This is a genomic window from Leisingera sp. S2M4 (assembly GCF_055398055.1).
In genome coordinates this window covers 2,195,798-2,220,203 of the sequence record NZ_AP040861.1, presented here as the reverse complement: position 1 = coordinate 2,220,203, position 24,406 = coordinate 2,195,798, and the positions used below count along the sequence as shown (strand labels likewise).

Sequence of the window (24,406 nt, the reverse complement as noted above, 5' to 3'; positions counted from 1 at the left end):
GCCGCCCCTGATCAATCCGCCTAGCGCTGAGGCTGCGTCGGCTCCAGCTTGGCCTTGCGCAGGGCAACGGGCGACAGCATCAGCACCGACGCCCCCTCGATCTGGCGCACCTCGTAGGGTTTGACGCTCTCCTGCAGTCCTGCGCGCAGCGCCTTTGGCAGATGTGCGCACTCCTGCGGCTGGCTTTCGCACATCACCACCGGGCGGCCCGTCAGGTGCTCGAGCCGGAAGACCACCGACTGGTCCTTTTGCAGGTCCGATTTGCGCGCTGCGTCCAGCGACAGATAGGTGCCGGTCACGAATATCGGCCCGCTGCCCGCCCCCAGCTCGTCCGCCATCGCGCGGCTGAGCCGCTGCCACTCGGACGCGAAATAATGCGTCATCCCCGCAAAGATCACCGACATCGCCGTCAGCGTGAACAACAGGTTGCGGCTGAGCCGGGCCCGGCCTGCATCCTGCAAAGCGATCGCGAACAGGCCAAGAAACACCGCGCCATACAGCCACACGAACCCGCCAGAGCGCAGGGGCATGTCGATACCCGTGCGGATGACCTGCAGGCAGACCAACCCCAGCCCCAACCCGACACCGCTGAGCATGTAGACCCCGCGCCACCTGTCCCGGCGCAGCACCGACCAGACGGCCACCGCCAGCACGCCCGCCAGCAGCAGCGCGAGCCCGGTATTGCCGTAGGCCCCCCTGCGCACCAGCGCCACCAGGTAATCAAGTGCCAGTCTGCCGTTTTCCAGCAGCGAAGCCAGATCGGTGGCCGGGCTGGGATTGCGCCATTCGGCCATCGGCACGCCGAAAACCCCATGGACCGCGTAGTTGAGCGAGTAGATCGTCAGCATGCCCAACGCGAAACTGACACTGAACAGCGCCAAAAGCCCCGCCAGATCGCGGGCAGATCTCTTGGTCTCCGCCCGCGTCAGGCTCAGCGCCAGGATCAGAAACGGATAGGTGGTATAGGCCATCAGTGACACCGGCACGAACAGCAGCATCAGCCAGCGGCAGCTGCGCTCGCTCAGCCGGGTGGTCAGCCACGCATAAAGCGCAACGATCGCCAGCCCCAGCAGCAGCGTGTTGAACCACAGGGAAATCAGCACCCAAGGCAGCGCCAGCCCGGCAATCAGCGCCACCATCACCCGCTGCCACAACGCCGCCTCCCGGCCAAAGGCGTTGTGAACCAGGCATCCGAGGTAGATCGCCCACAGCAACTGGTAGGCTAGAAAGTTCAGCCAGGCCGGTGTCACCAGCCCGCGCAGATGCCACAGGTAGTTGACCCAGCGCCCTTCGGTCAGTGTCTTGCTGTAAAACAGCGAAGGATCCGCCAGCAGCGCAGGATAGTCGTCATGCCGCAGCATCGGATCCGGCAGCTGGAACACCGCCGCCAGCAGCATCACGGCAAAGACCGCCGCCACGGTCACCGGCAGCTGCGAGGCTGCCTGCGGCCGGGCGGCTGTGCCGGTGACGTCGGCGGTCAGGCTCATCCCTGCGCCTCTTGCTGCCGCTGCGCCTGGCGGGCCAGTACGGCGGCGCGTGCCTGCGCAATCCTGGTCACCATGCCGCGTGGCATCATTGACACGACCCCGCGCCGCATGCGCCAGCCGAGGCTGCCCGCCAGCGGCACCGGCTGCCCGGCTGGCACTTCGCTGGCCAGCACCTCCGGCGGCAGCCCCTGACGGCCTGCGTCATTGACATAAAGCACGGTGTTGTACCGGTACCAGGGCTCCAGCCCCTCCATATGCTTCAGCTTGGGACGGGCAAAATCAAAGGCGGTGTAGCCGCGCTCCGCAAACAGCTCCTGCCAGAAGGACAAGGGCTTTTCGTTGATGTGGAACTCGCCCCCCTGCCCCGGCACCGCGGCCGAGAACAGCACCCGGTCGGCGTGGCGGGTCAGGCTGTCGACCAGCGTGGCCGAGGCCGCTTCGGGCAGGTGCTCGCCCACCTCCAGGCTTTGCGCCAGATCGAATTTCCGCCCCAGGTCGAAAGGCTTGGTCAGATCCGCGGCATGGAAACTGTCGCGCGGGATCGACAGCCGGTCGCGGTCGACATAGTCGCCGTCCACCCCGGCCACATCCGCCACTCCGGCCTTCAGCCATTCGCCCAGCCACACGCCGCGGCCACTGCCGAGGTCCAGCACGCTTTGCGCCTGCAGGCAGGGCTGCACCACGGAGATCATCGCCTGCGCCGAGCTGCGCGCACCACGGTCGATATAGTCGTAGAAGGCGTTGGAATAGATATGGGACATGGTGTCTTGTTCCTGTTTCAACCGGCCGCGGAATAGACCCACAAGCGAAAGATGACGTAATTTTGCACGGGCAGCAGCACCGCGACGACCGCTGCCGCAACCCAGGGGGCCCAGCCCAATGCCGGACCAACTGCCCAGGTCACCAGCGTCGAGACAGCGAGGCCCGCTGCCACCGTGCAGGCAAAGCGCAACATCTGGTCTGGCAACCCCAGAGATCGTCGAAAGGTCCAGCTGGTCTGAAGCACGTATTGCGCGATCACCGCGGCAACGAAGGCCAGGATATTGGCTGGCAGTGGCGACATTCCGGCGCTCAGCAGCATCGAATACCCCAGCACGTAGAATGCGGCGACGCAGACGCCGACTGTGGCGAAGCGCAGTATCTGTCCGACATCCACCATGGTCAGGAGGCTTCCCTGCGCAGAGGCTCGCGCAGAGTTTGCGGAACCGTTGGCCCGTCGCTGGCGCCGGTTTCCTCGGCAACGAAATACATCGGCCGCTGCTTGCTCTCCATGTACAGGCGGCCAATGTATTCGCCCATGATGCCGAGTGTCAGCAGCTGGATGCCGGAGAAGAAGGAGATAGCCAACAGCATCGAGGCCCAGCCGGGCGCCGTGTTGTGAAGCACCAGCGACAGGAAGACGTAGACCGCCATCAGAAAGGTGACATACAGGCTGAGGAATGCCAGCCGCGTCGCCATTTTCAGCGGTTTGGTGGAAAATCCCGTCAGCGCATCGGTCGCAAAGCGCAGCATGGCGCGAAACGGGTATTTCGTTACCCCGGCCACCCGTGGATCACGGACATATTCCAACCCGATCTGTTTGAACCCGGCCCAGGCGAACATGCCACGAATGAAGCGGGCCCGCTCAGGCATCGCCAGCACCGCATCCAGCGAGCGGCGGCTGACAAGGCGGAAATCGCCGGTGTCCTTGGGGATCTCCACATCCGACAGGGTGTTCAGGAACCGGTAGAACAGATAAGCGGTCGCCTTCTTGAACAGCGTCTCGCCCTGACGTTCAGCGCGGCGGCCGTAGACCACGTCATAGCCGCGGTCCATCATCATCATCATGTCGGGCAGGATTTCCGGCGGGTCTTGAAGGTCGGCATCCAGCATGAAGATGCGTTCACCCTTCGCGGCTTCCAACCCCGCCGTGAGCGCCACCTGATGACCACGGTTCGCTGACAGGCGAATGCCACGGACCACCGGGTAGCGCCGATGCGCCGCCTCGATCGCGGCCCACGTCTCATCGCTGGAGCCGTCATCCGCAAGGATGATTTCGGCCTCGTCGGCCCATGGTTCAATCGCCTGCACCAGCCGGTCGACCAGCATTGGCACCGACTCTTCTTCGTTGTAGCAGGGCACAACAACCGATAGCTGCACTGTGTCGCCCTCAATTCTGTTCGTTAACCGCTCGTTAACCCAGATATTTGCCGGTCCGGCGCAGCAAGGGCAACGGCAGTTCACCAAGACCCAAATTTGCAGCCAAATGGTTAAGGCCCTGTGTGCTTTCAGTAACGCACTATGTCAAAACCGTGGCGAATGCGGAGAACTTGCCGAAAACCTGCCGGAAATTCACCGTCTCGGCGGCGGTATTTGCACCCCGCACCGGCCTTGTCACAGCAGCCCGCGGGGAATCGTTTCCTGCCACTCCCGCGTGACGACCTCGCGCGGCTCCGGCCCTTCATGGGCGCGCACCTTGCGCCACAGGTAGAAATTTTCCTGATCGCAATGCATCCGGTTCTCGGTTTCGATCGAGACCTGCCAGTCTTGCCCACGGGAGAATTCAAACGTCCAACTGCTGGCAAAGACGGCCGAGGCCGGATCGTCCGGATGGATCTCGTAATGCATGGTGACATGGCTGCCGACACGCAGCCCGCTGGCCGCATCCTCGGCCATGCCGTAATCGTCAAAAGTATCCAGAACCAGCGTGCCATCGGCGCGCCATACGGTTTCCGAGCGGCCGCCCGGCGCCCGCAGTTCGTGGGCATCATAGGTCGGGTACGCCCGCGGCGGACCGGGGTTCTGCGGCGCGATCTCCGCGGTGACCTCGCGCTGTGGCAGCACCAGCGTGCAGCGCTCCAAATGCAGCGTCACCTCGGCGGCTTGCGGCGCGGGCCAGACCACAGGCCAATACGAGGTCGACAGCGCCAGCCGCAGCACATGGCCCGCCCGCAGCTGATGCGCGCATTCATTCAGTTCGATCTCCGCCTCATAGAGCTCTCCCGGAACCAGCGGTTCCGGCGTCTCGAAGCTGTCGCGGCAGCACAAGTTCAGCGGGCGGTACGTAATCCGCTGCGACACCCCGTCCGGGGCCACATCGCAGAGCCGCGCCACCAGCTGCGCCACCGGCCTGTCGGCGGTGAAAGCCACTTTCAACCGCGGCCGCCCCAGCAATTGCAACGGTTCCTGCAACGGCGTGCTGTCAAAGCAGACGGACATCGCATCATCACCGGCCTGGTCCCCGGCAAGTTCATTGTCAAACCGCATACCCGGGCAGAAATAGCCCGAGGCCTGTCCCAGCGTCGCCGGGTTGCGCACCGCAACCGTACCACTGGCAGGCTGATCCGAAAGCCCCCCCTGCCCCAGATGCAGGCGGCGGTCCCGCACGTTGGGGGAAGGCCAGGCCGCCTCCGCGATCCAGTGGCCGCGGCGCGGCTTGTTCTGCATGGAGGGGTTGAAGTGTTCCTGCATGAAAGTGCGGTAGTCCGGCAGCGCCTCGGCGCCGTTGTCCTGCCCTTTCAGCCATTTATCGAACCAGCGCAGCACCTCGCCGTGGAAATCCGCCGGGTCCAGCTTGGCGATATGAGCATAGCGGTGCTCCCACGGGCCGATCAGCGCCTTGGCGGGCACCTTCAGATTGGCCGCCAGCGCCGGTGGCGCGTTCACATAGGCATCCGCCCAGCCGGTGATCGCCAGCACCGGCGCCTCAATCGCGGACCAATCCTCGCAGACCGAGCCATGTTTCCAGAAATCGCCCCGCGTCTGCTGGCGCAGCCATTCGGCCGCCATGAAGGGCATCCCCTCGATCCGCCGGATCCAGTCCGCACGCCAATCGGGCCGCTGCTCGGGATCCGCCGGGCGCGACTGATAGGCGAACATCTGGCTGCCCCAATTGGCATTGTCACTCAGCAAACAGCCACCCATGTAGTGAATGTCATCGGCATAGCGGTCCACGGTCGAAGCGACCGAGACCACCGCCTTCAGCGCCGGAGGGCGGCGCGCGGCAAGCTGCAACCCGTTGAAGCCGCCCCAGCTGATGCCGATCATGCCGACATTGCCGTCGCACCACGCCTGCGCCGCGATCCAGGCCAGCACCGCCTCGCCGTCGGACAGTTCCTGTTCGGAGTACTCGTCGTCGAACACTCCCTCGCTGTCGCCGGTGCCCGCGATGTCCACCCGGATGCAGGCATAGCCTTCGGCGGCAAAGACCGGATGGGTGGTGGCGTCGCGCGGCGCGGTGCCGTCGCCCTTGCGGTATGGCAGGTATTCCAGGATCGCCGGAAACGGCCCCGCGCCAGCGGGCATCCAGATCCGCGCTGCCAGCCGTCGACCATCCGGCAACGGGATCCAGTGATTGTCGATCACCTCAAAGGCACCTGCCATGTTGACCTCGCATCTTGCATTGCGCCACAGCCGGACGTTGCGCGCGGCACACGCGGATCAGCGTGGCAGTTTCGGAGCGGTCTTGTCCAGCGCCAGTTCGGCATCGGAGAATTTCCACGGCCCCCGCACCCCCGGCACCCCTTCCGGCGCGATCTGCATGCCGCGGTGACGGATCTGCGGATCGTCGAAAGCCTGCCCGATGGTGTTGATCGGCCCCGCGGGAACCGTGGCCGCTTCCAATGCCTGCAGCAGTTCAGCCTGGGTCCACCCGGACAGAGCCTGCTCCAGCCGCATCGTCAACGCCTCGCGATTGTCAACGCGCAGCTGATTGGTCTGGAACCGGGGATCCTCGGCGACATCCGCCAGCCCCAGAACCTGGCACAGCCGCTGGAACTGGCCGTCGTTGCCGACCGCCAGGATCACATGGCCGTCCTGCACCGCCATCACCTGGTATGGCGCGATGTTGGGATGGTCATTGCCCAACCGTCTGGGGCTTTCACCGGTCGCCAGGTAATTCATCGCCTGGTTGGCCAGCAGCGCGGTGGCGCAATCCATCAACGACATGTCCAGATGCTGACCGCGTCCGGTGCGATGACGCTGCTCCACCGCGGCGAGGATGCCGATGCTGCCGTACAGACCGGTCACGATATCAGTGATCGCCACCCCAACCTTCTGCGGCTGGCCGTCCGGTTCGCCGGTGATCGACATCAGCCCGGACATGCCCTGCAGCAGGAAATCATAGCCCGCCCGCGGCGCATAAGGTCCGTCCTGTCCGAAACCGGTGACCGAGCAGTAGATCAGCCGCGGATTGATCTTGCTGAGGCTGGCATAGTCCAGACCGTATTTGGCGAGGCCACCGACCTTGAAATTCTCGATCAGGATGTCGGCATCGCGGACCAGATCAATCACCGTCTGGCGGCCTTCCTCGGTGCGGAAATCAGCGGTCACACAGGATTTGCCTCGGTTGGCAGAGTAGTAATAGGCCGCGCTGCGGTCGCCTTCGCGCTCGATGAAGGGCGGGCCCCATTTGCGGGTATCATCGCCATCCGGGCTTTCGACCTTGATGACCTCGGCCCCCAGATCCGCCAGCGACTGGCCGATCCACGGGCCTGCCAGGATGCGGGCGAGTTCGACCACTTTCAGACCTTCAAGCGGAGTCATGGGCATTCCTTCCTGTTGTCCCGGCAGCGCGTGCCCTAGCTGAATAGACGGTCTGACATGCTCTGGCAAGATTTGATCAAATTAATGATGTCCAACGCAACAAAGCGCTCCTCCATCGCTCCTGACAGGTGCCTCGGACCAAGGCGCTTGCGCCGAGCACGCCGAACCCCCATGTCAAATCAACCAGCCACTGCGCCAACCGGGGAGCCCTTATGACCGACACAGCCAACCAGCGCCCGTTGCGCGTTGATATCATCTCCGATGTGGTCTGCCCCTGGTGCGCCGTCGGTTACGGCCAGCTGGCCATGGCGGCCCGCCGCAGCGGAGCAGCGCTTGATATTCACTGGCAGCCGTTCGAGCTGAACCCCGACATGGCACCCGAGGGCGAAAACCTGCGCGAGCATCTGGCGGCAAAATACGGCAGTACGGCCGAACAGTCGGCGCAGATCCGCAGCCAGCTGACCGAACTTGGCACAACGCTGGGGTTCGACTTCCGTTTTGGCGACGACATGCGGATCTACAACACCTTCCAGGCCCACCAGCTGATCGAATGGGCCGAACCCCAAGGCAAGGGCCACGAGATGAAACAGGCGCTTCTGAATGCCTATTTCACCGATTGCAAGGACGTCTCGGATCCCCAGGTTCTGGTGCAGACCGCCGAGGGCCTCGGCCTTGACGCAGCCGAGGCGCGTGCGGCGCTGGACAGCGGCGCACACGCAGACAGCGTGCGTCAGCGCGAGGCCTTCTGGGTGCAGCAGGGCATCAGTGGCGTGCCCGCAATGGTGTTCGACCGCCGCCACCTGGTGACCGGCGCACAGGGCGTCGAGACCTACGCCAGCATTCTGGAACAGCTGGGCGCTGCCGCCCCCAGATTCAGCTGAGACCACCGCCCGCCCCGCGACCGGTGGGACGAACGGTGTGTCACCTTCGTGACGGCTAGCCTTTCGGCAGGCTCTCGGTGATTGCCATTTCCAGCTTGTCCACCACCTCGGTGATCTGCTCCTCGGTGATGATGAAGGGCGGTGCCAGCAGGATGTGGTCGCCGTTGCGGCCGTCGCGGGTGCCGGACATCGGGTAACAGATCAGCCCGGCCTGAAACGCCGCCTTCTTGATTTTCGCGGCCAGCCCCAGCGACGGATCAAACGGAGCCTTGGTCTCCCGGTCTTCGACCAGCTCCACCCCGCGGAACAGGCCGCGGCCGCGGATGTCGCCCACATGCGGATGCGCTCCGAACCGCTCTACCAGCGCTGCTTGCAGCTTGTCGCCCATGTCGGCGCTGCGCTGCACCAGACCGCGCTCCAGCAAGGCGCTGACCACCGCCAGCCCCGCCGCCGTGGCCACCGGGTGGCCGATATAGGTATGGCCGTGCTGGAAAAAGCCCGAGCCCTGCTCGATCGCCTGATAGATCGCCTTGGTGCAAAGCATCGCACCGATCGGCTGATAGCCCGCGCCCAGCCCCTTGGCGATGCAGAGGATATCCGGCGCGACACCGTCTGCCTCGCAGGCGAACAGGTGCCCGGTGCGCCCCATGCCGCACATCACCTCGTCCAGAATCAGCAGCACGCCGTACTTGTCGCAGATCTCACGGATGCGTTTGAAATACCTCGCAACGGCCGGCACCGCACCGGACGTGGCCCCCACCACGGGTTCCGCCATGAAGGCCATCACCGTTTCCGGGCCAAGACGCAGGATCTCGGTCTCCAACTCATCCGCTGCCCGCTGGCCGTAGTCGTAGCTGCTCTCGTCCTCCGCGCGGTCAACATATTCGTAGCAGGGCGCAATATGGGAGACGCCGATCAGCAGCGGGTCGAACTGCTGCCGCCGCCATTCGTTGCCGCCCGCGGCCAGCGCGCCCAGCGTATTGCCGTGATAGCTCTGCCGCCGCGCAATCAGGTGGCGGCGCTGCGGCTCGCCACGTTCCAGATGGTACTGCCGCGCCAGCTTGATCGCGGCCTCCGTCGCCTCCGACCCGCCAGAGACGAAATAGACCCGATCCAGTTCCCCCGGCGCATGAGAAACCAGCAGATCCGCCAGCGCCTCGGCCGGCTCCGAGGTCATGAAGCCAGTATGCGCGAAGGCCAGCTTGCCAACCTGTTCCTGCACGGCGCGGATGACATCGGCATCGGAATGGCCAAGGCAGGACACCGCCGCCCCGCCGGAGCCATCAAAGTAGCGTTTGCCCGCCGCATCAATCAGGTAGCACCCCTCCCCGGCAACGGCAGTGGGCAGGTCGGCCTTGGTATGGCGTGGAAAGACATGGCTCATGATCGGCACTCCTTGAGTGTGTGGCCCTCGGCCCTTGCGGCCTGAACAAACGCGGCAACTGACGCGGCGTTGTCCGCCAGCAGACCGCCATCGGGTGTTTCGATGTTATTCTCAAATCCGATTCGTGCATCCCCGCCTGCCGAAACGGCGGCCAGCAAACACGCCTGCTCATGACGACCAAAGGCGCAGGCCGACCAGGTCAATTGCAGATCCGACGCGGCGTTCAGGAACTTCTCCAGCCCCTTGGGCTGTCCCGGGATCGCAGGCCGATAGGTGCCGAGCACAAAGATCGCATCCCGCATCGTGCCCGGAACGAGACCCTCCCGATACCAGGCCCGCAACCGGGCAATGCAGTCGGCACCATACAGGATATGCTGCACCCGCGTCCCCGCCTCGGCGCACAGCGCATAGGTCCGGGCCGCCAGCCGCGGCTCCCGCGCCATCTCCCGCACCGAGATCGACGCCGCCCCCGGTCGCAGTGCCTCAAGGCAGGCCAGCTGATCGGCCACATCGTATATTCCCGCACTTTCCGTGGTGATCTGGATGGCCATGCCCGGCGCAGCTTCGGCCACTGCAGCCATCGCTTCCCGATAGCGCCCGGCATCCAGTGAATGTGCCCCCTGGTCGTCGCGAACGTGCAGATGCACGGCCTGCGCACCCGCCACCTGACAGGCCGCCGCGGCCTCGGCCAGCTGCGCGGCCGTCACCGGCAGGCGGGGGTGATCACGCCGTTGCCGCCGCGCGCCGTTCAGAGCCACCATCAATTCATAGTTCGCCATATCCGTTCTCCACGCCTGTTTCCCCCTGCGCGCTTGCCGCGCGGGATCGGGGGCAGACTGGCCAGACAGCACGTGCGATCTCAAGACGAAGAATTCGGAACATATGTTCTTTCACTACCAGCGCCTCGCGCACCCGACGCTGGACCTAAACAACCGCAAGCACTGGACCTAACGAAAGCTGCGATTCTGACGTTTGTGTTAAGGTAAGAGGACTGCCCAACCGGCGGCCCGTTTCACCTTCAACGCCGAAAGGACATGTCATGGACGGCACGTTCAACGAAAACGATCTCTCCCGCGTGGTGGAAGCCGACAAGGCCCACATCTGGCACCACCTGTTACAGCACAAGGCACTGGAGACCGCCGACCCCCGCATCATCGTCGAGGGCAAGGGCATGCGGGTCTGGGACCAGAACGGCAAGGAGTTCCTGGATGCGGTGTCCGGCGGCGTGTGGACCGTGAACGTCGGCTACGGCCGCGAAAGCGTCTGCAAGGCGGTCTACGACCAGCTGATGAAGCTCTGCTACTTCGCAAATTCCGCAGGCTCGATCCCCGGCGCGCTGTTTGCCGAAAAGCTGATCGAGAAGATGCCGGGCATGAGCCGCGTCTACTACACCAACTCCGGCTCGGAGGCGAACGAGAAGGCCTTCAAGATGGTGCGCCAGATCGCGCACAAGAAATACGGCGGCAAAAAGACCAAGATCCTCTACCGCGACCGCGACTACCATGGCTCCACGCTCGCCGCGATGTCGGCAGGCGGCCAGGATGAGCGCAACGCGCAATACGGCCCCTTCGCGCCGGACTTCGTGCGCGTGCCCCATTGCATGGAGTACCGCAAGCATGAGCTGGGCCTTGAGCATCTGTCCGGTGCCGATTTCGGCCGCGCCGCGGCGGACGCCATCGAAGAGGTGATCCTGCGCGAAGGCCCCGAAACCGTCGGCGCGCTGTGCCTGGAGCCCGTGACCGCAGGCGGCGGGGTGATCGAGGCGCCCGAAGGCTACTGGGAGCGCGTACAGGAAATCTGCAAGAAATACGATATCCTGCTGCACATCGACGAGGTCGTCTGCGGCGTCGGCCGCACGGGCACCTGGTTCGGTTACCAGCAGTACGGCATCCAGCCCGATTTCGTGACCATGGCCAAGGGCGTGGCCTCGGGTTATGCGGCGATTGCCTGCATGGTCACCACCGAAGAAGTCTTTGAGATGTTCAAGGACGACGCCGGTGATCCGCTGAACTATTTCCGCGACATTTCCACCTTCGGCGGCTGCACCGCCGGCCCCGCCGCAGCGCTGGAAAACATGCGCATCATCGAGGAGGAAAACCTCCTGGAGAACTGCACCGCCATGGGCGAGAGGATGAAGGCCAACCTGCGCGCCCTGATGGACAAGCATCAGGTGATCGGTGACGTGCGCGGCAAGGGTCTGTTCCTCGGTGCCGAACTGGTGCAGGACCGCGAAACCAAGGAACCGGTGGACGAAAAGCTGGCCCAGCAGGTGGTGGCCGAATGCGGCGCGCAAGGCGTCATCATCGGGGTCACCAACCGCTCGGTGCCGGGCAAGAACAACACCCTGTGCTTCAGCCCGGCGCTGATCGCAACCGCGGACGACATCGATCAGATCTGCGCCGCGGTGGACAACGCCCTGACCAAGGTATTCGGCTGACACTCCTCCCTGTCGGACGACCAACCTGCGCCCCGGACTGCTCCGGGGCGTTTTTTCATGCGGCCGCAGGTCGCCGCGGGTCAAGGAGGCCGCAAGGCCCCGCCGCCAGGCGGCTTGTCCTTGACGCGCATCCTTCACCCCAAAATCGGCGCGGGCCCTGCGGGGCAGACCTGCCCCTCAGGGCCTTCTCAGCGAAAACTTCCGGCGCCGCGCGTCAGCGCGGCGCCCGGCCCAACGGGTGCGGGGCAAATTTCAATTGTCCCGGCACCGGGCGGAAGCCGCCCCTTCGCGGCGGGTCAGACCAGCTGGAACAGGATGCCGGACAGCACCGCACCGCTGACACCCAGCCCCAGATAGGTCACGAACACCCGCGGCTTCACCAGCGACCAGACCGCCGCCATTGCCGGGATCGAGCTGACCGCCCCCGCCACCATGAAGGCCATGGCGGCGCCTGCGCTCATCCCCTGCTCCATCAGCCCGGCCAGCAAAGGCGGCGCAACATAGGAGTTCAAATAGGCCGGCATCCCGACCAGGGCGGCGATGGCAATCGGCAACACGCCCTCGCCGCCCACCAGCCCGGCAATCAGCTCCGCAGGCACGTAGTGGACCAGCAGCGCCTCCAGCACATAGGCCAGCGTCAGCCATTTCAGCAGGAACAGCCCGTTAGAGCCGAACTCACGGCGAAACACCGCCCGGCGTCCGGCCTCCTGCCAGAACCTCCAGTGGGGCTGGCCGTCGAGCTTCGGCGCACCGCAGCCGCAGCAGTTGCTGGCGGGCGCCTGACGCAGCGGGCTGGCAAAGACGCCGTGCCGCTGCAACAGCTTGACGGCAAAGCCGCCCAAGAGCCCCAGCGCCACCGCTGCCACGGCCTTGCCGATGGCAAAGGGCCAGCCCAGCGCGCCCGCGGTGATCAGCAGCGTCGGCGGGTCGATCAGCGGCGAGGACAGCCAAAACGCCATCACTGCCGACAAAGGTGCCCCCAGCGCCAGCAGCCCGGCGATAAACGGGATCACCTCGCAGGAACAAAACGGCGCCAGCCCGCCAAACAGGGCGGCCAGCACGATCATCCGCGTCTCGCGCCCCTGAAAGGCGCGCGCCACCATCACCTCCGCCCCGGTGGCCTTGAGGTAAGCCAAGAGCAGCACCGCAAACAGGATATAACGCGCCGTGCTGACCAGCGCCGTCGCGGCAAATTCCACCACCGGGCCAAAGTTGCCGGGGTCCAGCAGCGCCACCGCCGCCAGCAGCGCCGCCGCCAGCGCCCAGGGTGTTTTCAGCCAGCCCGCCAGCAGCTTGGCAGGCCGCGGGTTCTGTGTCAGCTCAGCCATCGTTTGCCGCCTTTGCGCCCGCGTCGGCGCAGCATTCGCTGAGGATGAACCCCGCCAGCGCCTCCAGCCGAGTGAAATCGGCGCGGTTGATGGTGGCCCGCCCCTGGCGCTGCTGCGCGACCACCCCGGCGCCTGCCAGAAATTTCAGATGATGCGCCAGCGTCGAGGGCGCGATCCCAGTGCGTTCCTGGATCTCGCCCACCGTCAGCCCGGCTTCGCCCGCGCGGATCAGGCAGCGCAGCACTTGCAGCCGCGCCTCCGACCCCATCGCCGCAAATCCCTGCGCAGCTTCTTCCCACTGCATGATGTCCCCTCCACTTGATTCGATAAAACTAGTTTTATAGATATATTAAACTCGATCAAGCCTGGAGGCGAAAATTTCAGCTAAGTCCAGATTGCGCCGGGGTTAAGTCCAGCCTAACGTGCCCGCATGGCTATTTCTGTCGACACCTTCTTTCTCAACCCGGACGCGCATGGGACGCTGCAAGCGCAGATCCAGGAGATGATCGCCGAGGGCATCCTCTCGGGCCGGTTCCGGGTCGGGGAAAAGCTGCCGTCGTCGCGCAAGCTGGCGGCGCATCTGGGCATCAGCCGGATCACCGTGACGCTGGCCTATACCGAGCTGCTGGCCAACGACTACCTGACCTCGCGCGGGAGGTCAGGGTACTTCGTGTCGGAGAATGCGCCGGTGCCGCCCTCCTATACGCCGCAGCAGAAATCCGGCGACGCGATGGATTGGGGCAAGGTTCTGGCGCGCAACTTTACCGGCGGCGACACGCCGCGCAAGCCGCAGGACTGGCGCAGCTACCGCTACCCGTTCATCTACGGCCAGGCGGATGCGGCGCTGTTCGACCATGCGAACTGGCGGCTCTGTGCGCTGCGGGCGCTGGGGCAGAAGGATTTTTCCGCACTGGCCAATGACTACTTCGATCAGGACGACCCGCTGCTGATCGAATATATCGCCCGCCACACCCTGCCCCGGCGCGGCATCACCGCCCGGCCCGAGGAAATCCTGATCACGCTGGGGGCACAGAACGCCCTGTGGATCACCACCCAGCTGCTGCTGAACCGCGGGCGGCGGGCAGCGGTGGAGGATCCCGCCTATTACACCCTGCGCGACCAGATCATGCAGACCCGCTGCCAGATGGAGTGCATCCCCGTGGACGAGGCCGGGCTGCCGCCGGACCGCATCAGCCACGAAACCGATGTGATCTTCTGCACCCCCAGCCATCAGAGCCCGACCACCTTCACCATGCCAATGGCGCGGCGCAAGGCGCTGCTGCAACGCGCCAGCGACATCGACGCGGTGATCGTCGAAGACGACTATGAATTCGAGATGTCCTTTCTCGGCGCACCCTCGCCGTCGTTGAAATCGCTGGATAGCGAAGGCCGGGTGATCTACGTCGGCAGCTTCTCCAAATCGCTGTTTCCGGGGCTGCGGCTGGGCTATCTGGTCGGCTCCGAACCTTTTATTCGCCAGGCACGCGCCCTGCGGGCCAGCGTGCTGCGCCACCCGCCCGGCCACGTGCAGCGCACGGTGGCCTATTTCCTGTCGCTGGGGCACTACGATGCCCAGATCCGCCGCACCGCCAAGGTGCTGCACGATCGCCGCGCGGTGATCGAGGCTGCAATCGCCGCCCACGGGCTGACCATCGCCGGGGTCGGTGGCTTTGGCGGTTCCGCCCTGTGGATGCAGGCACCGCAGAACGTGGACACCCTGGCCGTCGCGGAGCACTTGAAGGCGCAAAGCGTGCTGATCGAACCCGGCGCGCCCTTCTTTGCTGCCGAAAACCGGCAGCAGAACTTCTACCGGCTGGGATATTCCTCGATCGCGGCGGGGCGTATTGAACCGGGGCTGGCACTGCTGGCCGAGGCTTTGGAGCAGGCCCAGAAACAGGGGTAATCCGGCGGCTCCGGATCGCGGCCTCCGCCACGATGGCCCCGCGCCGACATCTGGACCTACTGCGCCGAGACAACTGGCCCTAACCCACCCCTGAGTGCGCGCCTAAACCAGAGTCAATTCCCGGCCCAAGGCCCGGGCGCATTCCGCGTCTCACTCAGGAGAACCCGCCATGAAAATGACCACCGAAGAGGCCTTTGTCAAAACGCTGCAAATGCATGGCATCCAGCACGCTTTTGGCATCATCGGCTCGGCAATGATGCCGATTTCCGACATCTTCCCCGCTGCGGGCATCACCTTCTGGGACTGCGCCCACGAAGGATCCGGCGGCATGATGGCCGATGGCTACACCCGCGCCACCGGCAAGATGTCGATGATGATCGCCCAGAACGGCCCCGGCATCACCAACTTCGTCACCGCCGTGAAGACCGCCTACTGGAACCACACGCCGCTGCTGCTGGTCACGCCGCAGGCGGCCAACAAGACCATCGGCCAGGGCGGCTTCCAGGAGATGGAGCAGATGCGCCTGTTCGCCGACTGCGTCGCCTATCAGGAAGAGGTCCGCGATCCCTCCCGCGTGGCCGAGGTTCTGAACCGCGTCATCATGAACGCCAAGCGCGCGTCGGCCCCCGCCCAGCTGAACATCCCGCGCGACATGTGGACCCAGGTCATCGACATCGAACTGCCCGCAATCGTCGAATTCGAGCGCCCCGCGGGCGGTGAGTCCGCCGTGGCCGAAGCCGCCAAGCTGCTGTCGGGTGCCAAGAACCCGGTGATCCTGAACGGTGCCGGCGTGGTGCTGTCCAAGGGCGGCATCGAGGCGTCCAGGGAACTGGCCGAGCGTCTGGATGCGCCGGTCTGCGTCGGCTACCAGCACAACGACGCCTTCCCCGGTTCGCATCCGCTGTTTGCCGGTCCCTTGGGCTACAACGGGTCCAAGGCCGCGATGGAGCTGATCAAGGACGCCGATGTCGTGCTGTGCCTCGGCACCCGGTTGAACCCGTTCTCGACCCTGCCGGGCTATGGCATGGAATACTGGCCGACAGAGGCCAAGATCATCCAGGTCGACATCAACCCCGATCGCATCGGCCTGACCAAGAAAGTTTCCGTCGGCATCATCGGCGACGCCGCCAAGGTGGCGCAGGGCATCCTGGCGCAACTCAGCGACACCGCGGGCGACGAAGGCCGCGCCGAACGCAAGAACCGCATCGCCGAGACCAAGTCCCGCTGGGCGCAGCAGCTGACCGAAATGACCCACGAGGACGACGATCCGGGCACCACCTGGAACGAGCGCGCCCGTGCTGACAAGCCGGACTGGATGAGCCCCCGCATGGCCTGGCGCGCGATCCAGGCGGCGCTGCCGAAAGAGGCTATCATCTCCTCGGACATCGGCAACAACTGCGCCATCGGCAACGCCTACCCGTCGTTCGAGGCGGGCCGCAAATACCTCGCCCCCGGCCTGTTCGGCCCCTGCGGCTATGGTCTGCCGGCCATCGTCGGCGCTAAGATCGGCAACCCCGACACACCCGTGGTCGGCTTCTCGGGCGACGGCGCCTTCGGGATTGCGGTCACCGAACTGACCGCCATCGGCCGCAGCGAATGGCCCGCCGTCACCCAGGTGGTGTTCCGCAACTACCAGTGGGGCGCGGAAAAGCGCAACTCGACCCTGTGGTTCGACGACAACTTCGTCGGCACCGAGCTGGACACCCAGGTGTCCTATGCCGGTATCGCCAAGGCCTGCGGGCTCAAGGGCGTGGTCGCCCGCACCATGGACGAGCTGACCTCGGCACTGGCGCAGGCGATCGAAGACCAGAAGAACGGCACCACCACCCTGATCGAGGCGATGATCAACCAGGAGCTGGGTGAGCCGTTCCGCCGCGACGCCATGAAGAAGCCGGTCCGTGTGGCGGGCATCGACAAGGCCGACATGCGCGAGCAGCAGGTCTGACGCCGTGACCCTGCCCTTTGACCTGTCTTCGGGCCAGGGGCTCTATCTGGCCGCCGCGCTGTTTGCGGCGGCCATGATCCGCGGGTTTTCCGGCTTTGGCTTCTCCGCGATCTTCATCATTCTGGCGGCCCTCATCACCAATCCGTTGCCGCTGATCCCGGTTGTGTTTTCCTGCGAGATTGCCATGACCGCCTTTCAGGCCCGCGACATCCGCCCGCATGTGGACTGGCGCCGCGCCCTTGCGCTGCTGGGCGGCGCCGCCGTGGCCACCATCCCGGCGATCTCCCTCATGGCCCGGCTGGGCGAGCATGAGGCACGGCTCGCGATCTCCTGCCTGATCCTCGGGCTGAGCCTGGTTCTGCTCAGTGGCTGGCAGCTGGCGCGGCCCGTGGGGCGCAACGGCAACCTGGGCGTTGGCGCATTGGCGGGCATCGCCAACAGCGCAGGCGTCGGCGGGCTGCCGGTGGCGGCCTTCCTCACGGCGCAGCCGGTGTCTCCGGCGGTGTTCCGCGCCACGATGATCGTGTTCCTGACCGGTATCGACCTGATGGCGCTGCCGTTGATGGCGGCCAACGGTCTGGTCGGGCCGCAGACGCTGACCGGCATCCTGCTGGCCTTCCCGGTACTGGCGCTTGGCATCTGGGCAGGCTCGCGCGGGTTTGCCGCCGTCTCCCAAGTGCACTTCCGCCGCGCGGTGGTGGTGCTGCTGACCCTGCTGGCGCTGTTCAACATCGCCCGGCTGGCCGCCTGAAGGAGACGCCCATGCAGAACATCCTCGTCATCAATGCAGGCTCCTCCTCGATCAAGCTGGCGGTCTTCTCCCCCACGCTGGAGCCGCTGCTGACCGCGCAAGCCGCCGGCGTCGGCGGCTCCGCCGCAGGGGAGTTGCAGATCGGGGCGCAGAAATCCGCACCCGCCGTGCCGGACCACGCCGCGGCCTTTCAGCTGCTGCTGAAGGGGCTGGCGGCGCAGGGGCATGGCCCCGACAGCTTTGCCGCCGCGGGCCACCGGGTTGTCCATGGCGGCGCGACACTGACGCAGCCACTGGCGGTCACTGCCGACGTGCTGGCACAGATCGACGCCTGCAGCCACCTTGCGCCGCTGCACAACCCGCATAACGCGGCCGCCATCCGCAGCCTGATGCAGCTGATGCCCGGCATGCCGCAGATCGCCTGTTTCGACACCGCCTTTCACGCCACCTGCCCCGAGGTTGCCCAGCGCTATGCGGTGCCGCAGGACTGGCACGCCGAGGGCATCCGCCGCTACGGCTTTCACGGGCTGAGCTATGCGGCACTGGTGCGCAGCCTGCGCGACGGCGGCGCCCCCCTGCCCCGTCGGCTGCTGGCCTGCCACCTCGGGAACGGTGCCAGCCTCTGTGCCATTCTGGACGGCCAAAGCGTCGCCACCACCATGGGGTATTCCCCGCTGGAAGGGCTGACGATGGGCACCCGGTCAGGCTCGATCGACGCCAGCGCGGTACTGGACCGGGCCGAGCGCCACGGCATCAGCGCCACCCGTGCCGATCTCGTGCACCGCTCCGGCCTTCTGGGCCTGTCCGGCCACAGCCATGACATGCGCGCCATTCAACAGGCCGGTACCGCCCCCGCCCGATTTGCCGTGGATCATTTCTGCTACTGGATCGTGCGCCATGCAGGGTCGATGCTGGCGGCCATGCAGGGCGCGGACGCCATCGCCTTTACCGGCGGCATCGGGGAAAACGCGCCCGACATCAGGGAGCGCGTCGTCCGGCAACTGGCCTGGGCCGGGTTGGGACCGGAGAACACCCATGTGATCCCCGCCCAGGAAGAACGCCAGATTGCCCTGCATACGCGCGACATTCTGGCCGCCCTGTGAAAAATTATCTTTTGAAACTCCGCCACTTCTGAGAACAACATTCTGACAGAAGCTCCCTCCGCAAGACAATCCGCCCGCAAAACCCAGAGGTGCCAATGACCCATCATCAGCCGACCCTCGACACCTCGCCCAAGGTTTCCGACGAAATCCGGCGGACCACCTGCTACATGTGCGCCTGCCGCTGCGGCATCAACGTGCACATGAAGGACGGCAAGGTCGCCTATATCGAGGGCAACCGCGACCACCCGGTGAACAAGGGCGTGCTCTGCGCCAAGGGCTCGGCCGGGATCATGCAGGTCAACGCGCCCTCGCGGCTGCGCGCGCCGCTGAAACGGGTGGGACCGCGCGGCTCGGGCAAGTTCCGCGAGATTTCCTGGGACGAGGCGATCAGCACCGCGGTGGGCTGGCTGAACGAGCTGCACGAAACCGCGCCGCAGAAACTGGCGTTCTTCACCGGCCGCGACCAGAGCCAGAGCTTCACCAGCTTCTGGGCGCAGAATTTCGGCACCCCCAACTACGCCGCGCACGGCGGCTTCTGCTCGGTCAACATGGCCACCGCCGGCATCTACACCATGGGCGGCGCCTTCTGGGAATTCGGCCAGCCCGACTGGGAGCATACCAAGCTGTTCATGCTGTTCGGCGTGGCCGAGGATCATGACTCCAACCCGATCAAGATGGGTATCGGCAAGATCAAGAAGCGCGGCGCACGGGTGATCGGGGTGAACCCGATCCGCACCGGCTACAACGCGGTGGCGGATGACTGGGTCGGCATCACGCCCGGCACCGACGGGCTGTTCATCCTGTCGCTGATCCACGTGCTGATGAAGGCCGGCAAGATCGATCTCGACTACCTCAGCCGCTACACCAACGCGCCGGTGCTGGTGAACGGTTCTGACGGCCCGCAGAAGGGGCTGTTTCTGCGCGACGAGAACGGCAAGATGCTGGTGATCGACCGCAACACCGGCCTGCCCACCCCGTTTGACCAGCCCGGCGTGCGCCCGGACCTGACCGCGACTTTCGACAAGGACGGCGTCACCCACCGCCCGGTGTTCCACCAGATGGCCGAGCGCTACCTCAGCGCGGACTATGCGCCCGAGGCGTTGGCGGACAAATGCGGCATCCCGGCCAGCCGCATCCGCGCCATCGCAGCGGAACTGGCCCGCGTCGCCTTTGACGAGGCGTTTGAACTGGACGTCGAATGGACCGACTTCCGCGGCGAAAAGCACAGCAAGATGACCGGCCGCCCGGTGTCGATGCACGCGATGCGCGGCGTTTCGGCCCATGCCAACGGCTTTCAGACCTGCCGCGCGCTGCATGTGCTGCAGATCCTTCTGGGCACCGTCGAGGTGCCCGGCGGCTTCCGTTTCAAGCCGCCCTACCCCAAACCGATTGAGGCCCACCCCACCCCGCACGGCGACCGCCGCCCGGGCCGCCCGCTGGAGGGGCCGCATCTGGGGTTCCCGCGTGGTCCAGAAGACCTGCTGCTGGACGAGGACGGCACCGCCCAGCGCATCGACAAGGCCTTCACCTGGGAAAACCCGATGTCGGCGCATGGGCTGATGCATATGGTGATCTCCAACGCCTATGCGGGCGATCCCTACAAGATCGACACGCTGTTCATGTATATGGCCAACATGTCGTGGAACTCCTCCATGAACACCAAGGGCGTGATGGAGATGCTGTCGGCCCGCAACGACGACGGCGGCTACATGATCCCGCGGATCATCTATTCCGACGCCTACTCCTCGGAGATGGTGGCCTATGCCGATCTGGTGCTACCCGACACCACCTACCTGGAGCGCCACGACTGCATCAGCCTGCTCGACCGCCCGATCTGCGAGGCGGACGCGGCGGCGGATGCGATCCGCTGGCCGGTGATCGAACCCGACCGCGACGTGCGCGGTTTCCAGTCGGTGCTGATCGAGCTCGCCAACCGGATGAGCCTGCCGGGCTTCACCAATGCCGACGGCACCCCCAAGTGGAAGGACTACGCCGACTATATCGTCAACCACGAGCGCAAGCCGGGCATCGGCCCGCTCGCCGGTTTCCGCGGCAAGGACGGCACCCAGGAAGGCCGCGGCGAGGTGAACCCGGATCAGCTGAACCGCTACATCGAAAACGGCGGCTTCTACGTCGCGCACATCCCCGAAGGCGCGGATTACTACAAGCCCTGGAACACCGCCTACCAGGACTGGGCCGTGGGCATGGGGATCTATGACAGCCCCCAGCCCTACCTGTTCCAGCTCTACGTGGAACCGATGCGCAAGTTCCAGCTGGCCGCCGAAGGCCATGGCGATCGCCAGCCGCCCGAGCATCTGCGCCAGCGCATCAGGCACACGATGGATCCGCTGCCGATCTGGTACGAGACCGATCAGCAGGGCAACGAGGGCTTCACCGTCAACGCCCTGACCCAGCGGCCGATGGCCATGTACCACTCCTGGGGCACCCAGAACGCCTGGCTGCGCCAGCTGCACGGGCGCAACCCCCTGTATGTGCCGACCAAGCTGATGCGCGAGCATGGGCTGAAGGACGGCGACTGGGCGCGGGTTTCCTCGCCGCATGGGGAAATCACGGTGCCGGTGATGGAAATGGCGGCCCTGAATGAAAACACCGTCTGGACCTGGAACGCCATCGGCAAGCGCAAGGGCGCCTGGGCGCTGGAGCCGGACGCGCCGGAGGCCACCAAGGGGTTCCTGCTGAACCATCTGATCCACGAGTTGCTGCCGCCCAAGGGCGACGGGCTGCGATGGGCCAACTCGGACCCGATCACCGGTCAGGCGGCGTGGTTTGACCTGAAGGTCAGGATCGAAAAGACCACGCCGCCGGACGACCCGCAGGAAAGCAAACCCGCCTTTGCAGCGCAGGAATCGCCGGTTGGCACCGGCCCGAAGGAACTGAAATGGAAGGTGGGCAAATGACGGAACTTCCCAATTCCACGGACCGCAAGATGGGCCTGGTCATCGACCTCGACACCTGCGTCGGCTGCCATGCCTGCGTGATTTCCTGCAAGGGCTGGAACACCGAGAACTACGGCGCGCCGCTGTCGGACCAGGATCCCTACGGCGCGGACCCTTCCGGCACCTTCCTCAACCGCGTGCATTCCTACGAGGTGCAGCCAGCCCCTTGTGAAAGCCAGCCGGACCCGGCGGCGCAGCTGATCCACTTTCCGAAATCCTGCCTGCATTGCGAGGACGCCCCCTGCGTCACCGTCTGCCCCACCGGCGCCAGCTACAAGCGCACCGAGGACGGCATCGTGCTGGTGAACGAGGACCATTGCATCGGCTGCGGTCTTTGTGCCTGGGCCTGCCCCTATGGCGCGCGCGAGCTGGACCTGGCCGCGGGCGTGATGAAGAAATGCACCCTCTGCGTTGATCGCATCTACAACGAAAACCTGCCCGAGGAGGACCGCATCCCGTCCTGCGTGCGCACCTGTCCGGCAGGCGCGCGCCATTTCGGCGATCTCGGCGATCCTGACAGCGACGTCTCCAAACTGGTCGCGGAACGCGGCGGCATCGACCTGATGCCCGAGATGGGCACCAAGCCCGTGAACAAGTACCTGCCGCCCCGCCCCAAGGACCAGATCGAGGCACAGGCCGCGCCGCTGGCACCGCTGCTGAAGCCTGTCGCGGAGGACGCGGGCGGTTTCATGGGCTGGCTCGACAAGGCGCTCGACAAACTTCCGGGGGGAACCAACTGATGCATCCGGCACCGTCCGTCATTCTCTTCACAACCCTCTCGGGTCTCGGTTTCGGCCTGTTGTTCTTTCTCGGCCTTGGGCAGCCCGCCGCCACCGGTACGGTGGCCTTTGTCTTCTACCTCATCGCCTATGCGCTGGCGGTGGGCGGGCTCCTCGCCTCGACCTTCCACCTGGGCCGACCCGAGCGCGCGTGGCGGGCGTTCACGCAGTGGAAGACCAGCTGGCTCAGTCGCGAGGGAATCTGCGCCGTGGCCTCCCTGCTTGTCATGGGGCTCTATGCGCTGGGGGCGTTATTCCTGGACAGCCATTGGACGCTGCTGGGCTGGCTTGGCGCGGCGCTCAGCCTTGCCACCGTGTTCACCACCTCGATGATCTACACCCAGCTCAAGACCGTGCCGCGCTGGAACACGGCCCTGACGCCGGTGATGTTCCTGTCGTTCAGCCTTGCAGGCGGCGCGCTTCTGGCCGGGGCCGAGACGTTGGCGCCCTGGCTTCTGGCCCTCGCCGGTGCGGTGCAGCTGGCCTATTGGGCCAAGGGCGACGGCGCGCTTGCGGCCTCGGGGACCGACCTGGCCACCGCCACCGGGCTGGGCAGCCGTGGCACGGTGCGCGCCTTTGAGCCGCCGCACACCGGCAGCAATTACCTCTTGCGCGAATTCGTGCATGTGGTGGGGCGCAAACATGCGCAGAAGCTGCGGGTGATTGCCTTTGCGCTCGGCTTCGTGCTGCCGTTGCTGATGATCCTCGCGCCGGTGCACGGCTTTGTGCTGAAGCATGTGCTCGCGGCGCTCGCGGTGCTGTCGCATATGGCAGGCATCGCGGTGTCGCGCTGGCTGTTCTTTGCCCAGGCGGAACATGTCGTCGGGCTTTACTACGGCAAACGCTGAGCCCGCTCCGGGGCGCGCAAACGGAGCATTCCGCGCGTCGCGCCCCGGTGCAAATGGCACCTGCAGCGCGCGGCCGGCAGCTGACAGAACAAAGGCGGTCCCTTCGGGCCACAGCCAACGGCAACCACGAAAAAGGGCGGCCCGTCGCGGGACCGCCCTTTCGTCATTCTATCCGCTGTGGCTTACAACAGGCCGGCGTGCACCATGGCCGCATCAATCGCCGCTTTGGTGCTGTCTTCCAGCGTGGTCAGGGGCGAGCGCACCTCCTCGCTGCACAGGCCCAGTTTGGACAGGCCGTATTTTGCACCTGCAAGGCCCGGCTCAATGAAGATTGCCTCATGCAGCGGCATCAGACGATCCTGGTATTCCAGCGCCTTTGCGTAGTCGCCGACCAGCGTCGCAGCCTGGAATTCGGCACACAGCTTGGGCGCAACATTCGCAGTGACCGAGATGCAGCCGACGCCGCCATGGGCGTTGAAGCCCAGCGCGGTGGCATCTTCGCCCGAGAGCTGCACGAAATCCGCACCACAGGTGGCACGCTGCTGGCTGACGCGGGCGATGTCGCCAGTGGCATCCTTGACCCCGATGATCCGAGGCAGTTTCGCCAGTTCACCCATGGTGGCGGGTGTCATGTCAACAACCGAGCGTCCGGGGATGTTGTAGATGATGATCGGGATCTCGGCGCAATCATGGGCGGCGGTGAAATGCTGCACCATGCCACGCTGGGTCGGCTTGTTGTAATACGGGGTCACCACCAGGGCCGCGTCGGCACCGGCCGATTTGGCGAACTCCACGAATCGAATCGTCTCGACCGTATTGTTGGAACCCGCGCCCGCGATCACCGGCACCCGCCCCGCTGCGGCCTTGACCACCTCGGCGATCACGGTCTCATGCTCTTCGTGGGTCAGGGTCGGGCTTTCGCCGGTGGTGCCGACCGGCACCAGCGCATTGGACCCTTCGGCAATTTGCCACTCGACCAAGCGTTTGAGCGCATCCAGATCCAGCTCGCCGTTCGAAAACGGGGTGACGAGTGCTGGCATAGAGCCTTTGAACATGGGCACGCTCCCTTTGCTGCGGTGC

The 24,406-nt window shown here is 65.4% G+C and carries 20 protein-coding genes; 9 read left to right on the top strand and 11 right to left on the bottom strand.

Going from position 1 to position 24,406, the window contains the following annotated elements; all coding sequences use genetic code 11:
* Positions 1 to 20 precede the first annotated feature (20 nt).
* The 6 genes from ACZ52D_RS10780 to ACZ52D_RS10755 form a co-directional block, all read right to left on the bottom strand.
* Positions 21 to 1,487, bottom strand: a complete 1,467-nt coding sequence (locus ACZ52D_RS10780; RefSeq protein ID WP_464441301.1) for a hypothetical protein — start codon at positions 1,485 to 1,487, stop codon at positions 21 to 23.
* On the bottom strand, positions 1,484 to 2,248 hold the full coding sequence (locus ACZ52D_RS10775) for a class I SAM-dependent methyltransferase (protein ID WP_222454894.1): 765 nt from the start codon (positions 2,246 to 2,248) through the stop codon (positions 1,484 to 1,486). The genes ACZ52D_RS10780 and ACZ52D_RS10775 overlap by 4 nt, the downstream gene beginning before the upstream one ends.
* A 17-nt stretch (positions 2,249 to 2,265) precedes the next feature.
* Positions 2,266 to 2,646, bottom strand: a complete 381-nt coding sequence (locus ACZ52D_RS10770) for a GtrA family protein (protein ID WP_222454893.1) — start codon at positions 2,644 to 2,646, stop codon at positions 2,266 to 2,268.
* 2 nt (positions 2,647 to 2,648) lie between these two features.
* Positions 2,649 to 3,626, bottom strand: a complete 978-nt coding sequence (locus ACZ52D_RS10765; protein WP_417472907.1) for a glycosyltransferase family 2 protein — start codon at positions 3,624 to 3,626, stop codon at positions 2,649 to 2,651.
* Positions 3,627 to 3,860: 234 nt separating this feature from the next.
* Complete coding sequence (locus ACZ52D_RS10760) at positions 3,861 to 5,849, bottom strand: CocE/NonD family hydrolase (RefSeq protein WP_464441300.1); 1,989 nt, start codon at positions 5,847 to 5,849, stop codon at positions 3,861 to 3,863.
* Between the two features lie 57 nt (positions 5,850 to 5,906).
* A complete protein-coding gene (locus tag ACZ52D_RS10755) occupies positions 5,907 to 7,010 on the bottom strand; it encodes a CaiB/BaiF CoA transferase family protein (RefSeq protein ID WP_417472911.1) in 1,104 nt (367 codons plus the stop codon).
* A 212-nt stretch (positions 7,011 to 7,222) separates the two neighbouring features.
* On the opposite strand from ACZ52D_RS10755, the gene ACZ52D_RS10750 reads away from it, so the two are divergent.
* Positions 7,223 to 7,891, top strand: coding sequence for a DsbA family oxidoreductase (locus tag ACZ52D_RS10750; RefSeq protein ID WP_464441299.1), 669 nt, complete (start codon positions 7,223 to 7,225; stop codon positions 7,889 to 7,891).
* A gap of 55 nt (positions 7,892 to 7,946) precedes the next feature.
* Here ACZ52D_RS10750 and ACZ52D_RS10745 read toward each other — a convergent pair whose 3' ends face one another.
* On the bottom strand, positions 7,947 to 9,275 hold the full coding sequence (locus ACZ52D_RS10745) for an aspartate aminotransferase family protein (protein ID WP_464441298.1): 1,329 nt from the start codon (positions 9,273 to 9,275) through the stop codon (positions 7,947 to 7,949).
* Complete coding sequence (locus ACZ52D_RS10740; RefSeq protein WP_464441297.1) at positions 9,272 to 10,054, bottom strand: beta-keto acid cleavage family enzyme; 783 nt, start codon at positions 10,052 to 10,054, stop codon at positions 9,272 to 9,274. The genes ACZ52D_RS10745 and ACZ52D_RS10740 overlap by 4 nt, the downstream gene beginning before the upstream one ends.
* 260 nt (positions 10,055 to 10,314) lie before the next feature.
* On the opposite strand from ACZ52D_RS10740, the gene ACZ52D_RS10735 reads away from it, so the two are divergent.
* Entirely contained in the window at positions 10,315 to 11,712 is a 1,398-nt protein-coding gene (locus tag ACZ52D_RS10735) for an aminotransferase family protein (protein WP_464441296.1), read from the top strand.
* Positions 11,713 to 12,008: 296 nt separating this feature from the next.
* Here ACZ52D_RS10735 and ACZ52D_RS10730 read toward each other — a convergent pair whose 3' ends face one another.
* On the bottom strand, positions 12,009 to 13,040 hold the full coding sequence (locus tag ACZ52D_RS10730) for a permease (RefSeq protein WP_464441295.1): 1,032 nt from the start codon (positions 13,038 to 13,040) through the stop codon (positions 12,009 to 12,011).
* The gene (locus ACZ52D_RS10725) at positions 13,033 to 13,344 is read right to left on the bottom strand and encodes an ArsR/SmtB family transcription factor (RefSeq protein WP_417472923.1); all 312 of its coding nucleotides are present in this window, start codon (positions 13,342 to 13,344) and stop codon (positions 13,033 to 13,035) included. Before ACZ52D_RS10725 ends, ACZ52D_RS10730 begins: the two co-directional genes overlap by 8 nt.
* Positions 13,345 to 13,470: 126 nt before the next feature.
* Between ACZ52D_RS10725 and pdxR the strand changes: the two genes are divergently transcribed.
* The 7 genes from pdxR (at position 13,471) to ACZ52D_RS10690 (ending at position 23,326) form a co-directional block, all read left to right on the top strand.
* On the top strand, positions 13,471 to 14,943 hold the full coding sequence (gene pdxR, locus ACZ52D_RS10720) for a MocR-like pyridoxine biosynthesis transcription factor PdxR (RefSeq protein WP_464441294.1): 1,473 nt from the start codon (positions 13,471 to 13,473) through the stop codon (positions 14,941 to 14,943).
* Between the two features lie 169 nt (positions 14,944 to 15,112).
* On the top strand, positions 15,113 to 16,888 hold the full coding sequence (gene xsc / locus ACZ52D_RS10715) for a sulfoacetaldehyde acetyltransferase (protein WP_222454882.1): 1,776 nt from the start codon (positions 15,113 to 15,115) through the stop codon (positions 16,886 to 16,888).
* Between the two features lie 4 nt (positions 16,889 to 16,892).
* Positions 16,893 to 17,639, top strand: a complete 747-nt coding sequence (locus tag ACZ52D_RS10710; RefSeq protein WP_464441293.1) for a TSUP family transporter — start codon at positions 16,893 to 16,895, stop codon at positions 17,637 to 17,639.
* A gap of 11 nt (positions 17,640 to 17,650) precedes the next feature.
* Positions 17,651 to 18,742: an acetate/propionate family kinase gene (locus ACZ52D_RS10705; protein WP_464441292.1), complete on the top strand. Its 1,092-nt coding sequence runs from the start codon at positions 17,651 to 17,653 to the stop codon at positions 18,740 to 18,742.
* A 95-nt stretch (positions 18,743 to 18,837) separates the two neighbouring features.
* Positions 18,838 to 21,660: a molybdopterin oxidoreductase family protein gene (locus ACZ52D_RS10700; protein WP_464441291.1), complete on the top strand. Its 2,823-nt coding sequence runs from the start codon at positions 18,838 to 18,840 to the stop codon at positions 21,658 to 21,660.
* Complete coding sequence (locus tag ACZ52D_RS10695; protein WP_464441290.1) at positions 21,657 to 22,439, top strand: 4Fe-4S dicluster domain-containing protein; 783 nt, start codon at positions 21,657 to 21,659, stop codon at positions 22,437 to 22,439. Before ACZ52D_RS10700 ends, ACZ52D_RS10695 begins: the two co-directional genes overlap by 4 nt.
* Entirely contained in the window at positions 22,439 to 23,326 is an 888-nt protein-coding gene (locus ACZ52D_RS10690; RefSeq protein WP_464441289.1) for a dimethyl sulfoxide reductase anchor subunit family protein, read from the top strand. The genes ACZ52D_RS10695 and ACZ52D_RS10690 overlap by 1 nt, the downstream gene beginning before the upstream one ends.
* 182 nt (positions 23,327 to 23,508) lie before the next feature.
* On the opposite strand, the gene dapA is transcribed toward ACZ52D_RS10690, so the two are convergent.
* On the bottom strand, positions 23,509 to 24,381 hold the full coding sequence (dapA, locus tag ACZ52D_RS10685) for a 4-hydroxy-tetrahydrodipicolinate synthase (RefSeq protein WP_464441288.1): 873 nt from the start codon (positions 24,379 to 24,381) through the stop codon (positions 23,509 to 23,511).
* Between the last annotated feature and the right edge of the window lie 25 nt (positions 24,382 to 24,406).

What these genes read in the sequence shown, in the direction of transcription:
- ACZ52D_RS10780 (WP_464441301.1), bottom strand. Translation starts at nt 1,487, where the DNA reads ATGAGCCTGACCGCCGACGTCACCGGCACAGCCGCCCGGCCGCAGGCA.
- ACZ52D_RS10775 (WP_222454894.1), bottom strand. Translation starts at nt 2,248, where the DNA reads ATGTCCCATATCTATTCCAACGCCTTCTACGACTATATCGACCGTGGT.
- ACZ52D_RS10770 (WP_222454893.1), bottom strand. Translation starts at nt 2,646, where the DNA reads ATGGTGGATGTCGGACAGATACTGCGCTTCGCCACAGTCGGCGTCTGC.
- ACZ52D_RS10760 (WP_464441300.1), bottom strand. Translation starts at nt 5,849, where the DNA reads ATGGCAGGTGCCTTTGAGGTGATCGACAATCACTGGATCCCGTTGCCG.
- ACZ52D_RS10755 (WP_417472911.1), bottom strand. Translation starts at nt 7,010, where the DNA reads ATGACTCCGCTTGAAGGTCTGAAAGTGGTCGAACTCGCCCGCATCCTG.
- ACZ52D_RS10750 (WP_464441299.1), top strand. Translation starts at nt 7,223, where the DNA reads ATGACCGACACAGCCAACCAGCGCCCGTTGCGCGTTGATATCATCTCC.
- ACZ52D_RS10745 (WP_464441298.1), bottom strand. Translation starts at nt 9,275, where the DNA reads ATGAGCCATGTCTTTCCACGCCATACCAAGGCCGACCTGCCCACTGCC.
- ACZ52D_RS10740 (WP_464441297.1), bottom strand. Translation starts at nt 10,054, where the DNA reads ATGGCGAACTATGAATTGATGGTGGCTCTGAACGGCGCGCGGCGGCAA.
- ACZ52D_RS10735 (WP_464441296.1), top strand. Translation starts at nt 10,315, where the DNA reads ATGGACGGCACGTTCAACGAAAACGATCTCTCCCGCGTGGTGGAAGCC.
- ACZ52D_RS10730 (WP_464441295.1), bottom strand. Translation starts at nt 13,040, where the DNA reads ATGGCTGAGCTGACACAGAACCCGCGGCCTGCCAAGCTGCTGGCGGGC.
- ACZ52D_RS10725 (WP_417472923.1), bottom strand. Translation starts at nt 13,344, where the DNA reads ATGCAGTGGGAAGAAGCTGCGCAGGGATTTGCGGCGATGGGGTCGGAG.
- pdxR (WP_464441294.1), top strand. Translation starts at nt 13,471, where the DNA reads ATGGCTATTTCTGTCGACACCTTCTTTCTCAACCCGGACGCGCATGGG.
- xsc (WP_222454882.1), top strand. Translation starts at nt 15,113, where the DNA reads ATGAAAATGACCACCGAAGAGGCCTTTGTCAAAACGCTGCAAATGCAT.
- ACZ52D_RS10705 (WP_464441292.1), top strand. Translation starts at nt 17,651, where the DNA reads ATGCAGAACATCCTCGTCATCAATGCAGGCTCCTCCTCGATCAAGCTG.
- ACZ52D_RS10700 (WP_464441291.1), top strand. Translation starts at nt 18,838, where the DNA reads ATGACCCATCATCAGCCGACCCTCGACACCTCGCCCAAGGTTTCCGAC.
- ACZ52D_RS10695 (WP_464441290.1), top strand. Translation starts at nt 21,657, where the DNA reads ATGACGGAACTTCCCAATTCCACGGACCGCAAGATGGGCCTGGTCATC.
- ACZ52D_RS10690 (WP_464441289.1), top strand. Translation starts at nt 22,439, where the DNA reads ATGCATCCGGCACCGTCCGTCATTCTCTTCACAACCCTCTCGGGTCTC.
- dapA (WP_464441288.1), bottom strand. Translation starts at nt 24,381, where the DNA reads ATGTTCAAAGGCTCTATGCCAGCACTCGTCACCCCGTTTTCGAACGGC.